Below are 14,777 nucleotides of genomic sequence, written 5' to 3'. Positions count from 1 at the left end.
TTTGCTGTTCCTTGCGTTTTACACCTGTCTTCCGCTTTTAAGTTTTTCGTTAAACCGTTCAAGCTCTTTTCCTTTTAAGCCGCTGTCTTTTCCGGCTATTAAATTACGGATAGCTTCAAGTTCTTCTGTCGAAAAGTTTACGCCGTTTTTTTCATGCCGCTCAAAAGAAGCACAGGCAAGGGGGGTTACGGTTTTACAAATCTCGAACATCACTTCGGCATAGTCTCTGATTTCTTTTTGAGCATGAGCATCCATACGCAGCCGCAAAAAATGAAAAAGATTATGCAAGTCTATTTGCCAATACCATTCGGTATAAGTGGAAAGGGGGAGGTTTATTCTGGCAAGCTCTCTCGCAATATTTTTATCAAGTAATTTAGAGTAGCCTTCATAAATTTCTTCTTGTTGTTTTTGTAAAGAAGTTATAATTTCATTTTGAAGGTCTTGAGGAACAGCCTCATTCATTCTGCCCTGCTTATTGTCGCTGCTTTGCAAAGCGATATCCTTTCCGGCGGGTACATAAAACTCGGCCTTTAATATAGAATACCGTCCCGAAATTTCGTTTAATCGGGCAGTTCTATGCCTGATCCACTGACGGGCTACAAAAATGGGCAGCTTTACATGAAAGGTAAAAACCACTTGCTCAAAAGGAGAAGTGTGCTTGTTCCGCAAAAGATAATCTATCAAGCCTGCATCTTCACGGACGGTTTTAGTCCCTTCCCCATAAGAAACACGGGCTGACTGCACTATTCGGGCATCTGTTCCCATGTAGTCTACCAATCTGATAAAGCCCTTATCAAGAACCTTAAATTCCTTATCCAAAATTTTTTCCGCTTCCGGAGCTATACAATGTGCCATGGGAGAATGATAGCATAAATTATAAAAATTGGCTAGAGATTAAATACGATCAAACCCCCTGAATAATTCTGGATACTACGCCTAAGAAAAAGATCGGTTTAAAGTCTTGATTAAATCCGGCTTGGAATGTAAAAGGAACATTATCAAATAATGTATAGCCTGCACCTAAGCCGAACTCGGCGATAAGATTTAATTTTTTTACTTCGTTGGAACCGAAGCCGGCATCCGCAAAGGCTGAAATAAAAAATCCGTTTGAATTAACGCCCGTTCTGGCTGCGTACCATCTAATTTCAGTCCCCCAAATATGCATCGAAGAATATTTTTGAACATCTTTAAACGAAAAGCGCCGCGTCATAGCTTCTTGAGATTTTTCTATTTGGTAATCGGCGGCGGCATTTATATTTTTAGAATTTATCCTATCGGTATTATAAAAAGTATAGACAAAGCCTACATCAACATAATACAGTTTAAAGGTTACTGGCAAATCGAATTTAAGTCTGTAATTAACAAAGCGGCTTTCCGGAATCCAATCGGTAAAAAAAGAAAAAGAAGTTGTTGCTTTAAGATAGCCTAAATCTGCAAGATAAACATCGAACCTGATTCCCTGCGATATTTCGGTAATTGTTTTCGGCAGCAATTCCTTTTGTGAACCGGTAAATTTTATTTCATTAACAAGTCTTCTTCCCACACGGGCAGGGAAAGAAATTTTCAGTCTGTTTATAACAAATATAAAATTATTTCTTGCATAAAAAATTTGGTCGGAAACTTTTTTATGCATTGTAAACGGAACAAAATCATAAAAAGCGTTTATATCCCACTTAAAAAAATCTTTTTGAACAAACATCCCTATGGAAGAACTTATAGCGGGTCCGTTGTCTGCCGAAAAGAAGATTCCCGTATTCGGGAAAACACTGAAATTATCTTGCCTGTAAAGCCATCCGAATTTTACCGAAAGAGGAAATCCGAAATAATGCGGAAGAATATTAAATTTGGAAATGTTTAAAGACTCTTCTTCATTGTTGTTTTTAAGTTCCTCTTTATTTTGAGAAAATCCTGCCGTCATCATAAAACAAAAAATCAAACATAAAATCTTTTTCATTTTAAAAGTCCTTTGATTAACTTATATTATAATTTATAAGTTTTATACTGCTATATTTTTTAATAGTATAAATCGGATATATAACCGAAATAAGAGCCGTAAAAAATATAAAAAATTGGGTTTTGATTACCGCTTCTGCCGTAATAAAAAAATTTAATAAGTAATAAGAAGTTGAGCCCGGGGGATTCATCTTTATATCAAACATTTGCGTAATAATATTTCCTGCTTGTGATAATAAAATACCTCCGATAATCCCCGCAATAGATAAAATACACACTTCCAAAATTAAAATCGAAATAAGCAGGGATTTTTTTAAGCCTATAGCTTCCATTGTGCCGAATTCGCCGATTCTTTCCATAAAGCTTGCTGAAAGACTTTGGGTCAGTGCTGTAAATATTAAAACATACAAGATGCCGCTTATCACAATGAATTGTGCATTAAATAAATTGCTTACCTGCTGCCACGAGGGATTAAGAGTTTTCCAGTTTTTAACTTCAAAATTTAAATTATTTTCTTTAAAAACAGAATTTAATTTATTCTCGATTTTTTTAATATCCTGATTATTTTTTAAATATAATCTTATATATGAAGCGGCATCTTCCATTCCAAAAAAATCAAGAATATCTTTTCGAGAAGCAATTAAAAAGCCGGCAGCATTTTGAGGCGTGCCTATATCTATAGTTCCCGAAACCTCAAAAGAACCGGCCGCAATTTTCTTTTCTCCCATTGCCGTCATTATATTTACATAATTATTATTTTCCAAATCCAAACCGAGGGAATTAAATAAAGCTTTATCGAGAACAAGGCTGTTATCTCCCTCAAAAACAGGAACTCCTTCAGGTGCTCCCAGAGAGTGAGGTTCATCGTACCCTGCTCCACAAAATATTGAAGAAGAATTTTGCGTTCGTATTATCCCTTGAAAATTAAGTACCGCATCGGAGCTTACTATTTCCGGTGTTTTATCAAAAAGATCTTTAAGTTTATTCATATCGTGTGCTGTAAGTATCATATCTGCCGTATTTTTTTTATTCCAAAAATCTTTAAGCGCAACTTGAAGATGGCCTGATTCTTGTATAAAACCTATAGCCATTCCTTGTTCCGAATATTCTACAAATCCTCTATATAATAGGATTGCCGCAGATGCAATTGTAATTAACAATATGGAAAGAATACTTCTTTTTTTGTGAAATTTAATATTATCCCATGCACTTTTTAATAAAAACATTTTTTCTCCAAAACTTTTTTATTCCCCGGCCGCTTCATTCAATGAACCGCTGACCATTTTATAAATTTTATCCGCATAATTTTTTATAATAGGATCATGCGAAACAAAAATTCCTACTCCGTTTTTTTCTTTTAAGTATTTGCGCAAATATTTATAAACTTGATTTGAACGCTCCGAATCAAGTGAGGAAGTTATTTCATCTGCAAGAATGTATTTAGGATTACAGGAAAGAGCTCTGACGATTGAAACTCTTTGTTTTTCTCCGCCTGAAAGCTCATTAGGTTTTTTATAAATCAAATCTTTTAAATCAAAATATTCAAACAAAGGCATAAGCGTTTCTCGTATTTCTTTTTTGGATTTTTTTTGAATTTTTAAAGGTATGGAAGCATTATCAAAAATAGTTTGAGATTTTATTAATTCAAAAAATTGGAAAATAAGGCCGCAGTTTTCAAGCCTGAATTCAGCTCTTTCACCGTTACTCATTTTATTTATGTTCTTATCGCCCCATTCTATTTCTCCCGAATCGGGATAATCTATTCCTGTTATAAGATTTAAAAATGTGGATTTTCCCGCTCCGGAATTGCCGTAAATCCAAATCAGACTTCCCTGTTCGGCAGTAAATGAAATATTTTTTGTAACTTCAATTTTTTTACTATTAACGCTGTAAGTTTTATATAAGTTTTTAACTTTAAGTTCAGGATTTATCATAAATTTAGAATTCCTTTTTTGTAATTTTCATAAAGCAAGGAAACAATTGGGTGATTGGGAAAAATATTTTTTGCTTTGTAAAAGCATTTCCAACCTTTTTTTGTATCATATATTTTCATATAAAATATGGAATACCATATATAAGCAGTGAATTTATCAACCTCATTTAATTCTTCAATATATTTTTCCGTTGCTTTAATTTGAGAATTAAAATTAGATGTGGTCTCATCAGCTGAAGAAACATGCCAGCATGACAGTTTTACAAAAGCAGCCTTATTGTTTTTATCTTTTAAAAGAGCCATTCTGTATAAAACCGGAAGCGTTAAAATTGTATTGAAGCGTTTTGTTTCGGGAAGCGGAAGTTTTGTATAAAGGTAATCTGCATATTTTAAATATACCTCACCTTCCAAATCGGATAATTTTAGAAATCTTTTTAAATCTTTATCTGTTTTTTTTATTATCGTAGCTTGATGATTCATACCACCGTAATTATAAATGGTAGAAATAATCTCAGCATGTTTAAGATATAAAATTAGAAGTTCATTTTGTTTTTTTATATCCCTGTTTTTTTTATTCTCTAAAAGAATTTTTTCCAGAGAATCTGTGAGTGCCTTTATTCCGTCTATTAAGATTTTCAAATCTTCATCGCCGATAGTATTATTTCTATAATATTCGGTAAAAATAGAATCGCACTCATCCAAACTAAAGATTTTTATCTTATCCGAATCTGATGATTTTACAGGAATTTCTTGGGCAAAACAAAATGATGAGATCCCGATAAAAAGAAAAATTCCCGCTATCAATTTATGCGTTCTATTTTGAAAAGAATATTTTTCCATTTTTATTTAACTCCTCAATAAACAGTGTAAAAGTTTCATCAGGTATTAAGATGGAAGCATCTTTTAAATCCTTTTGGGACAGCTCGAAATTTTCAAGTGCAAAGTTGACTTGAGCTCTGAAAATAAGGGCTAAGTATTTTTCATAATTATTTTTTGCATTCGATACGGCCTTTGATATTTCATTTAAAGAATTTTCATAACCGCCGCCTACTATAGGAGGAGCAAAGAACAGCCATAACCCAAATGAGATACTTGCCGGAGCAAATTTTTTATCTTTTTTTAAGGCAGCAAGATAAAGCATTTTTGTATCATTAGCTTCCTTCTGTATATCTTGTCCCGATAAAAAAGCTATATATCTGGATTTTATATCCGCCCAACTTAACAAAAACCATTTATCGGTTTTGGAATTCTTTTTGCCCTGCATAAAAGCGGCGGATTCTTCATTTTGTTTTTTAAGCATAAGGTATATTTTCTTTTTGTTGTTTTTATCTCGATTTAAAAGATTTATTTCTTCCAAAACCAAAAAATTTTGAAGGGTCAGTTTTTCTTCTTCAGAAATTTGCATTTTTTTAATTTTATTCCCATATTCATCGATGGCTGCCGCCATTTTTTCCGAAGGCGTGTTATACAGTTCGGCTTTGAATTTATAAAAATTATCGTAAATTTCTTGAGAGTTTAAACTGAAATTTAACACGAGAAGCAAAAAAAAGACTAATTTTTCTTTCATAATAAATCTCCGACTTTCTTATAGATTATATTTTTTTTAATAAAAAGGGAAGTGCTGTTATCATATTCTTTGCCATAAAGATTTCCAAAATCGCTCTTAGTTGAAAAAAACCCGGTTTTTTGCTATGATGATGCCTTAAATTGTATTTTTAGGAGACAAACATGCAGGAAAACCAAGAACAAAAAAAGCGTCCGGGTTGTTTTATGGCGTTTTTTCGTGGAATAAATATTTTACGTTTGATAATAATAAACATCATTTTCTTCTTTTTCTTTTTTTCATTTTTGGGGGTTATGGGCAGCATACCCTCTAACACAAAAACAGTAGAGCGCGTACCGAGTGAGGCTGTACTAATGATAAATCCTTCCGGAGTTCTTACAGAAAAGGAATCGGATATTTTTTCGGCTGGCATTCCCGCAATCGGGAAAAAATCGGCAGTCCTCGTTTCAGACCTTGTAAAGGCGATAAAAAATGCGGCCTTCGATAGACGGATAACAAGCCTTTATTTGGACTTCTCGGAATTGGGAGGCCTCTCGTCAGGACACTTAAATGAACTGGGAGACGCTTTAAAAGTCTTTAAAAATTCCGGTAAGAAAATGTATGCCTACTCTGTAGGCTATTCCATTCCTTCTTACTTTTTAGCTTCCTATGCAGACCGAATAGGAATCGATCCTCTGGGAGAAGTTTCCTTTGCAGGCTTTGCCTCCCGTCCGGTCTTTTTTAAAGGTTTGGAAGAAAAATTCGGCATCAAGTGGAATGTAATACAGGCCGGAACCTACAAGGGCATGGCAGAAACTTATTCGCGGGACAGTCTTTCTCAAAATGTAAGAACCAATTTAAAATCCATGTTCGATGATTTATGGAATAAATACACTTCGGACATTGCTGCAAACAGAAATATGCCGCCCGAAAAAATTAGGGTTTTCGCCGAAAACAATAATGCCCTTATAAAAAAATATGAAGGAAACGGAGCGAAGGCCGCTTTAGAAGAAGGTTTTGTTACCGATATTGCCTCAGTCGATGAGTTTGCTGCAAACATAGGCTTTGCCGATAGTAAAACATTTTCGGTAAATGTAAACACAATAGGCTATGCTTCATATAATGCAAATTTTGCAGAAATGCCCTCTCAAAATTCGATAGGTGTCATTCATATAAACGGAGCGATCACTTCTACCGGTACAGGAAGTCTAGATGTCTCTGCTGTAAGTTACAAGATTGTAGAACTTTTTGATATTGCCCAAGGAGACCCGACCGTAAAGGCTATCGTTGTAAGAGTAAATTCAGGAGGAGGAGAGGTCTTTGCTTCGGAAGAAATTAGACGGGCTATAGACAGAGCGAAAGCTTCAGGTTTACCTGTTGTAGTTTCCATGGGTTCTGTTGCCGCTTCAGGAGCTTATTGGATTTCTTCTTCTGCAGATTATATTTTTGCAAGCCCCTACACAATTACCGGCTCAATCGGTGTATTGGCTACAGCTCCATCTTTTAAAGAAGCCGTCAAAAAATATCTGGGTATAACAAGCGATTTGGTTTATTCGGGACAAAAACCTTCATATTCCGTTTTAGAAGAACCTTCGCTTGAAGAAAAAGAGGTAAGGCAGATGGAAGTTATGCACATATATAAGACCTTTATCGAAACCGTCGCAAGAGGAAGAAGCCTTCCTGAAAAAACCGTTGAAGAATTAGCCGGCGGACGTGTCTATTCCGGTGAACAGGCCCTAAATTTAAAATTGGTTGATGCTTTAGGCTCTTTAGACGAGGCGGTAAAATATGCTGCAGAGCTTGCAAACATAAGCGGACAATATTCCGTAAAGGAAATAAAAAAGCCCCTGCCTTTTACGGAAGCTTTGATAAAAAGTATTTTAGAAGATCTTGATGCTTCGACGCTTTCGCAGATGAACTTTGCAGATATCAAAGCTTTCACTGACTTTTTAAATTTAAAATCAAAAAAAGGTATCTATGTTTACAGTCCCGAATACCTTATTTGGGAAAACTAAACTTGCGATAATGAAAAAGTTTTTATGGAGGAAGAGATATGGCTATAAATTGCGGAATTGTGGGTTTACCCAATGTAGGAAAATCGACTATATTTTCGGCTCTTACAAGTGCGCCGGCTGAGGCTGCTAATTATCCGTTTTGTACAATAAACCCCAATGTAGGAATTGTAAGTTTACCCGATGCCCGTTTAAAAAAATTGGCTGAACATTTTAATCCAAAAAAGGTAATTCCTGCAACCGTAGAATTTGTGGATATTGCAGGTCTTGTAAAGGGAGCTTCAAAGGGAGAGGGCTTAGGGAATCAGTTTTTGTCCCATATAAGAGAAGTCGGCGTTATTGCCCACGTTGTACGCTGTTTTGATAATGATGATATAGTCCATGTTTCAGGGAAAATAGATCCGGCTTCCGATATTGAAACGATAAATATCGAGCTCGCTCTTGCCGATCTTGCAAGTTTGGATAAAAGAGCTGAGCGTGCCGAAAAGGCGAGCCGCATGGGTAAGGAAGCTCAAAAAGAAGCTGCTGTCGTAATGCGGGCTATCGAAAAAATTCGTCCTCTTCTGCAGGAAGGAAAGGGCGCCCGCCTTGCCGACTTGACCGATGATGAAAGAGCAGCAATCTACGACACCCATCTAATTACAATGAAGCCTCAAATGTATGTTTGCAATGTAGATGAAACAGGTGCACAAGACAGCAATCCCTATATAGCGGCAGTTAAAAAGATTGCAGAATCGGAGGGGGCCGATACCGTTGTAATTTGCGGAAAGTTTGAAGCCGAGTTAGCCGACCTTGAAAGTGAAGAAGAACGCCTAAGCTTTTTAGCGGAGGTAGGCTTAGAAGAATCGGGCCTTTCACAGCTTGCAAGGGCTGCCTATCACTTAATCGGACTTAGAACTTTTTTTACGGCCGGAGAAGATGAATGCCGCGCATGGACAATCCATGCCGGGGACACGGCTCCAAAGGCTGCCGGAGTTATACATACCGACTTTGAAAAGGGATTTATAAAGGCGGAAGTATACAGCTTTGATGACTTTGTAAAATACGGAAGTGAACAAAAGATAAAGGAAGCAGGGCGTTACCGTCAAGAAGGAAAAGCCTATGTAGTAAATGACGGTGATATTATGTTCTTTAAATTTAATGTTTAAATTTTAGATATTTTTGAATAAAAATACTTGACATTTTTATCCGTTTTAAGTATACTCAAGCCACACACAAACGATACACACTGTTTTTCACTAGACTCGCTCATTATCCTCCTTTTGGGTGAGTCTTCTTTTTTTTGTTCCATTTTATTTTTTTACATAAGTTTATGTTTGTATAGTTTACCTTTACTCTGCGTTTAGGTCAAAAACCGCATCCAAATCAAGTCTATCGGTTTTTATTTGAGAAAATAAAATATTTTGGTCAAGCCTTGCATCAAAGGGAGAGTTTTTAAAAAACTTAAAAAATAATGAGCTGTGATTTTTGGTGTCTTGGTCTATTTCCACAAAGAGCTTGTAGGTTCTGGCTATGTTCCGTTTTGCAAAAATATATAACCGCTCTCCGTTTTTTTGGCCTGCTGCTGCAGCCTTTGATTCTGCTGCCATAAAAAAACTTTTATCGGCCGTTATGTCGGACACAGCAAAGGGGCCGAATTCTTCCAACATATTTTTTCCGTTAAAATTAAAATTCTTTATTAAAACGCTTTTTTTATTTTTGGACTCTACTGTTTGAATAGGGAATCCTTGCAAATCTTCCTTTGAAAGTTCCTCAATAATTTTGTTTAGAACATCAAAGCCCTGATCGTCATTTTCGATGAGGGTACTCATCAGCCGTTTTGCAAAAGCACCGCCTTGGCTTGAGTTTAAGCGCTCTATCATTTCGGCAGGGCTTATTTTTTTTCTTGTTACGTTTTTTTCAGTCTTAGGCTGATTGCTTGTTTTTAAAAATTCCGGGGCTGAGGGAACCTGAGGCATTACGGGGTTTATTGTATTCGGTTTAGGGATTTCCGGCATACCGGGAATAGGAGGCACGGACGGAATAGGAATCGGATTAGAGTTTTGCCCAACCATAGGCAGGGACATAAAGATAGAAAAAATCACTGCGATTATAAATGGGCTTACCGGCATATTGGCAAGCCGGCTTTCGACGGTTTCAAGTTTTGCTTGAAGACTTAAAATGGTTTTTTCCAAACGCCGTTTTTCTTTTTCTAAGGTGCGCCGCGGATCTTCTTCTTTCTTTTTAGAAATCGTGCCCCGGACTGTTGCAGGGCTTGTCTTCTTTAAAAACATTTCTTCTGCCTCAGCCCTTTTTTCCGCATTGCCTATATTGGCCACAAACTTCATCGCCTCATACCCGATGGCAGGGTTTACATTGTAGGCACTGATTTTTTCGATAGCAGTTGCGGATGCCCTAGGCAGACAGAGCACCCTATCGACATAATCCTCATATCTTACACCGGCTTTTTTGCAAAGAGGCCGGGCCTTTCCAAGCAGGCGGCCGAGTTCTTTCATAAGTTTACCGTCTTCTACCATTATAACTTGTCTGATTTCATCGGTTAATTCTAAAAGTTCGGGCGACTCCTCAAGAGTGATTTTATAAAAGCCTTTTTTTTCGGCCTCAGCCAAAAGGCTGTGAAAGAGTGTCCAAAACTTGGGGCTGTGTACCCGTGTTGAATAAAAACCGCCCTCTTTTTCACACTGCTTGTGATGAGTATATTCATGCACCGCCGTGTAAATAAGCTCATTATCATTTGCAAAATTCTTATTATGAAGAATAATTTCGTGCGTATCCGGCTTATAAAGCCCGTTTACCTTTTTGCTGCTTTTTCCCGTAAAAACAACAGAAAACTCAAGCTCAGTATCCGCCGTCTCAAGCAAAATTTCTTTAACCCTATCCTGATTCATAACTATATTATATACTATTTAAGATTAATTTTCAAAGAGATGGGGTTTGTCAAGACTAAAAAATGTTTAAACTTCAAAAGCCTTTACTAAGTCATTAAAAACATCCTGACCGTCATAACACGTATCGATCAAATAGCCGGAGGCTTTTGTATATTCTCTAAGTCCTCTATAATAAAAGTATTTTTTATCGTCTTCAATAATGAAGGGAACAATATTGTGTTTTAAACATTCTTTAAATGCAATCAACCTTCCTACTCTTCCGTTTCCGTCTTGAAATGGATGAATAAGTTCAAAATGATAGTGAAAATCAATAATATCTTCAAAGGATATATTCTGTTTTTTTAGATAATCGAAAAGCAGGGCTTGTATTGCCGTAGAAACTTCATTTGGTTCCGTTGTTTCAATACCTCCAACCATATTGGGTTTAAGTTTATAATCTCCTATTTTAAACCAAGCAAGATCCTCCGCTCCTGTTCCTGTTTTTAAAATATAATGGATTTTTTTGATTATAGTTTCGCTTAATGTTTCTTCTGCAACATCAATACAATAATCTATCGCTCGGAAATGATTAATCGTTTCTATAATGTCATCTGCGAGAATAGCCTTATTTCCGGTATCTATGGTTTTGGTTTCAAAAATGTAACGTGTTTGTTCTTGGGATAAACAACTTCCTTCAATGTGATTGGAGTTATATGTCATGCGTATTTGAAGTTCATGATAAAGCCCGCCCATAATCTTATGAGCTTTTTCTTCCTTCAATCTCTTAAGAATGGGATTGCCGGAAATAATTGTAGAATTATCACTTTCGGAACATATAAAATAGGAATCCATAACAGCCTCAAAACCTCTTCTTATTATACCACTTTTATCAAAAAAATTAAATACAAAAAGCGGCATAGAAAGGAACAATCTTTTTTTTATTTTCAAAGCTGAAATTGTTTTGAAGAAAGTTTTACGGCGTATTTATATTTTCATATAAGCTCTTACATTCAACCCTAATTGAATTTTAAGTGAAGAACCAATGTTCTATGCAATTTATCGGCGAAATACATATATATTCTGGTTAGGAATTTTAATCCCTTGCAATGTTTTAATGCTCCATCAAAAAATCCATCAACTTCTATAAGTTTTGTATCAGTAATATTTGCAAATTCCTTTGGGTTATCGATACTAAAATACATCTTAGCATTAACATTACCGGTCTTTTGGACATATTTATTAGCTAATTTTAATCCGGTAGAATTTGTTGCATCAAATACCAATTCTCCTTTAAGAATTAAAGACTTCATTTTTTTAATCATCTCTATGATTTTACCTTCATCGAAGTACTGATATACTCCCGAAACAACAATCATAGTCGGCAATGAAGTATCTATTTCTTTTACCCAATCAAGAGTAAACATATCCCCCGAGAGCAGTTTTTCATTATCTGCATTTCCTAGTACTTTTTTTCTGGTATCTATAACGTTAGGTAAATCTATTTGATAAAAGTTAGATTTAACATTATTAATACGATTATAGGCAGTTTCTAAACCGGCTCCTAAAAATACTACATTGCTTTGAATATTTTCTTCAAGAAATTTTATTATCTTTTTATCTATTGTTTGTTGTCTGCAAACACTGGCCATATAAAAATATTCGGTAGTATTCTTTTCTATGTTATCCGTCGGTATATATTGTTTTAATGACAATGCTTTTTCATCATAGAAAAAATTAGGGAATTTTTCGGATGCATATATTCTTGCTGCAAGCGGGATATATAATGTATCTTCTACACCATCAAGTAAATTTTTTGTACTCATATCATAATTCTCCTTATTACAATAAAAATGCCGCAGGAAAGATATTTGCTTCCCTGCGGCATGAGTAAGAGCTGTTTAAGCTTCTTTGCTTAGCATATAGTAAAGACTCTTTACGAGTGTTCCTGTGGCGTTTTCTTTTAGGTAGCCGAATTTTTCGGTAATGTAAGCCGTGCCGGCGATATCAATGTGAATCCACGGGATATCTTCTTTTGCAAGGAATGAGCCGACAAAGAGACCGGCCGTCATCATTCCGCCTAATTTTCCGCCTGAGTTTTTTATATCTGCAACTTTCGATTCATTCATTTTTTTATAATACTCGATAGTGGGCATTCTCCAGACAATTTCGCCGGCTCTTTCATTTGCCTTGACAAGTTCTGAAAAGAACTCATCATTGTTTGTAACGGCGCCGCTGACCTGTTCTCCAAGGGCCGATACACAAGCGCCGGTGAGGGTTGCAAGGTCAATCAGCTTAGTGGCTCCCAAATTGTTGGTAGCATAATAAACGGCATCGGCTAAGGTTAATCTACCCTCGGCATCGGTGTTAATAATTTCGATAGTTTTGCCGCTCATTGAACCGATAATATCTCCGTTTCTGTAGCCGTCTCCCGAAATCATGTTTTCGCAAGAAGCAACAACAGCGACAACGTTTACCTTTGCTTTGAGGTCGGCCAGTGCATGCATTGCTCCAATGACCGTACCTGAGCCACCCATATCCGTAAACATATCAACCATGCTTGTAGCCGGCTTAATTGCGTATCCGCCGCTGTCATAGGTTAAACCCTTACCGACAAGAGCGATTTTTTCATTGGAGCCGGGATTATTGTAGTATTCCATAACGATGAGTTTAGGTTCCTTGGTACTTGCTCTGGCTACGTTGAGGAAGGCTTCCATTTTGAGGGCTTCAATTTCTTTTTTGCCGTGGACTATAACCTTGACACCCTTAGCTTCAAGTTTTTCTTTGGCAATTTTAGCCAAGGTTTCAGGATAGATTACATTTGCCGGCTGGTTTACCAAGTCTCTGGTTAAGAAAACCGCTTCCATAAGTTTGACGGCTTCGTTTATACCTTTTTCGGCTCTGTCTTCTTTGCCTTTTTCAGGATTATAATTAACCGTAATTTCGGTTTGTTCTTTACGATCGCTTTTAAACTTATCGTATTTGTAGGTGGCATGGAGCATACCTTCTGCAATAGCCTCAGCCATCTTATAATTACATAGATTGTTAAGTTTAGGAATATTGAGCTCGACTTCTTCTACCTTATTCTTTAAAAGCTCACTTGCTGCCTTAAAAAAGGTTTTTCTTAAAACTTCCAAGTCAATTTTTTCTTCTTTACCTAGACCGATAAAAAGCTGGGCTTTAAGATTGGAATCGAGAGTATAATAAACCTCTTCCGCCTTTCCGGAAAATAATTCTTTTTCCTTCAAATGATTAAGATAGCCGCCTTCAATTTTTTCTTCAAAAACCAACTGGGCAGCTACACCGCCTTTTTTTGCAATATTAAATTTCATAGTTCCTCCAAAATTGTATTAAAGTTATGTTTACTTTACAATTAGAGTATACATCTTTTATTGATTAACGGCAAGGTACAACGGAGGTATTAAATGCACTATACAATATTTATTATAAACGGTTCTTATTATCTTGTCTAAGACCTTTTTTTATGTTACACTTGTGAAAGACGTTGAAGGTCTTAGGAGTTTTTTATGATGAACAAAATAATTGAATGTGTTCCCAACTTTAGTAACGGCCGCGATCCTGAAGTTTTGGAAAAGATTATAGCCCCCTTCCGCGGAAAAGAAAATGTAAAACTGCTTGATTACGAATCCGACAAGGATCATAACCGCTCTGTTGTAACCGTAATCGGTGAACCCGAAGAACTTAAAAAAACCGTAGTAGAAGCTATCGGAATAGCCGCTAGTCTCATTGACTTACGCAAGCATGAGGGAGCCCACCCCAGAATGGGAGCTACCGATGTTGTCCCCTTTATTCCGATTAAAAATTCCACAATGGAAGAATGTATCGAATTATCCAAAGAGGTTGGAAAGCTCATCTGGGAGCAGCACAAGATACCCGTATTTTTATACGAAAAATCGGCATCTTCCCCTGCACGTGAAAACCTTTCCAATATCCGAAAAGGACAATTTGAAGGCATGGCTGAAAAGGTAAAGCAGCCCGAATGGAAACCCGACTTCGGCGGAACGGAAATTCATCCTTCTGCAGGTGTTACGGCTGTAGGCTGCCGAATGCCCCTCGTTGCCTTTAACGTGAACTTGGCCACAAACGATCTTTCAATTGCTGACAAGATTGCAAAAAAAGTCCGCTTTTTAGGAGGCGGTTTACGCTTTGTTAAAGCAATGGGTGTAGACCTTACGGAGCGCGGAATTGTTCAAGTTTCAATGAACATGACGGACTATACAAAGACTTCTCTTTATCAGTCCTACGAAATGGTAAAAATGGAAGCAAAACGCTACGGCGTAAATATCGTCGGTACCGAAATTGTCGGTCTTACCCCGATGGCCGCCTTAATGGATGTTGCTTCTTATTATCTTCAAATCGAAAACTTTGAATTCAGCCAAATAATTGAAGCAAGATTACTCGAATAGATTTGATATAAGAATTTTTAAAAAACAGATTATCGGGAATACTCG

General features: G+C 36.5%; 13 protein-coding genes. 3 read left to right on the top strand and 10 right to left on the bottom strand.

What is annotated here, in order from left to right; translation table 11 throughout:
* Nucleotides 1-18 precede the first annotated feature (18 nt).
* The 6 genes from thyX to HGJ18_RS11130 are packed head-to-tail and all read right to left on the bottom strand — an operon-like array spanning nucleotide 19 to nucleotide 5,453.
* Nucleotides 19-855 carry an FAD-dependent thymidylate synthase gene (thyX, locus tag HGJ18_RS11155; RefSeq protein ID WP_253696523.1) on the bottom strand — a complete coding sequence of 279 codons (837 nt, stop codon included), beginning with the start codon at nucleotides 853-855 and terminating at the stop codon, nucleotides 19-21.
* Between the two features lie 49 nt (nucleotides 856-904).
* Nucleotides 905-1,954 (bottom strand): hypothetical protein, encoded by a 1,050-nt coding sequence (locus HGJ18_RS11150; protein ID WP_253696521.1) that lies wholly within the window; start codon nucleotides 1,952-1,954, stop codon nucleotides 905-907.
* A 16-nt stretch (nucleotides 1,955-1,970) separates the two neighbouring features.
* Nucleotides 1,971-3,179, bottom strand: coding sequence for an ABC transporter permease (locus HGJ18_RS11145; protein WP_253696519.1), 1,209 nt, complete (start codon nucleotides 3,177-3,179; stop codon nucleotides 1,971-1,973).
* An 18-nt stretch (nucleotides 3,180-3,197) separates the two neighbouring features.
* Nucleotides 3,198-3,887 carry an ABC transporter ATP-binding protein gene (locus HGJ18_RS11140; RefSeq protein WP_253696518.1) on the bottom strand — a complete coding sequence of 230 codons (690 nt, stop codon included), beginning with the start codon at nucleotides 3,885-3,887 and terminating at the stop codon, nucleotides 3,198-3,200.
* A complete protein-coding gene (locus HGJ18_RS11135) occupies nucleotides 3,884-4,726 on the bottom strand; it encodes a hypothetical protein (RefSeq protein WP_253696516.1) in 843 nt (280 codons plus the stop codon). Before HGJ18_RS11135 ends, HGJ18_RS11140 begins: the two co-directional genes overlap by 4 nt.
* Entirely contained in the window at nucleotides 4,701-5,453 is a 753-nt protein-coding gene (locus HGJ18_RS11130) for a hypothetical protein (RefSeq protein WP_253696515.1), read from the bottom strand. Before HGJ18_RS11130 ends, HGJ18_RS11135 begins: the two co-directional genes overlap by 26 nt.
* A 161-nt stretch (nucleotides 5,454-5,614) precedes the next feature.
* Here HGJ18_RS11130 and sppA point away from each other — a divergent pair, with 161 nt between their 5' ends.
* Both sppA and ychF read left to right on the top strand, forming a co-directional pair.
* Complete coding sequence (gene sppA, locus HGJ18_RS11125) at nucleotides 5,615-7,444, top strand: signal peptide peptidase SppA (RefSeq protein WP_253696513.1); 1,830 nt, start codon at nucleotides 5,615-5,617, stop codon at nucleotides 7,442-7,444.
* Between the two features lie 38 nt (nucleotides 7,445-7,482).
* The gene (gene ychF, locus HGJ18_RS11120) at nucleotides 7,483-8,589 is read left to right on the top strand and encodes a redox-regulated ATPase YchF (RefSeq protein WP_002666350.1); all 1,107 of its coding nucleotides are present in this window, start codon (nucleotides 7,483-7,485) and stop codon (nucleotides 8,587-8,589) included.
* A 183-nt stretch (nucleotides 8,590-8,772) separates the two neighbouring features.
* Here ychF and HGJ18_RS11115 read toward each other — a convergent pair whose 3' ends face one another.
* From HGJ18_RS11115 to HGJ18_RS11100, 4 genes are all read right to left on the bottom strand, one after another.
* Nucleotides 8,773-10,329 (bottom strand): hypothetical protein, encoded by a 1,557-nt coding sequence (locus tag HGJ18_RS11115; RefSeq protein WP_253696512.1) that lies wholly within the window; start codon nucleotides 10,327-10,329, stop codon nucleotides 8,773-8,775.
* Between the two features lie 66 nt (nucleotides 10,330-10,395).
* Complete coding sequence (locus HGJ18_RS11110) at nucleotides 10,396-11,160, bottom strand: Fic family protein (protein ID WP_253696511.1); 765 nt, start codon at nucleotides 11,158-11,160, stop codon at nucleotides 10,396-10,398.
* 164 nt (nucleotides 11,161-11,324) lie between these two features.
* Nucleotides 11,325-12,131, bottom strand: coding sequence for a class I SAM-dependent methyltransferase (locus HGJ18_RS11105; RefSeq protein ID WP_253696510.1), 807 nt, complete (start codon nucleotides 12,129-12,131; stop codon nucleotides 11,325-11,327).
* A 75-nt stretch (nucleotides 12,132-12,206) separates the two neighbouring features.
* The gene (locus HGJ18_RS11100) at nucleotides 12,207-13,637 is read right to left on the bottom strand and encodes a cysteinylglycinase (RefSeq protein ID WP_253696509.1); all 1,431 of its coding nucleotides are present in this window, start codon (nucleotides 13,635-13,637) and stop codon (nucleotides 12,207-12,209) included.
* A 195-nt stretch (nucleotides 13,638-13,832) separates the two neighbouring features.
* On the opposite strand from HGJ18_RS11100, the gene ftcD reads away from it, so the two are divergent.
* Nucleotides 13,833-14,732: a glutamate formimidoyltransferase gene (gene ftcD / locus HGJ18_RS11095; protein ID WP_253696508.1), complete on the top strand. Its 900-nt coding sequence runs from the start codon at nucleotides 13,833-13,835 to the stop codon at nucleotides 14,730-14,732.
* The last annotated feature ends 45 nt before the right edge of the window (nucleotides 14,733-14,777 follow it).

This window comes from Treponema denticola (assembly GCF_024181405.1).
Classification (GTDB): Bacteria; Spirochaetota; Spirochaetia; order Treponematales; family Treponemataceae; genus Treponema_B; species Treponema_B denticola_D.
Note: the sequence above shows the minus strand (reverse complement) of the source record. Positions and strands in the feature narration are given on the sequence as shown.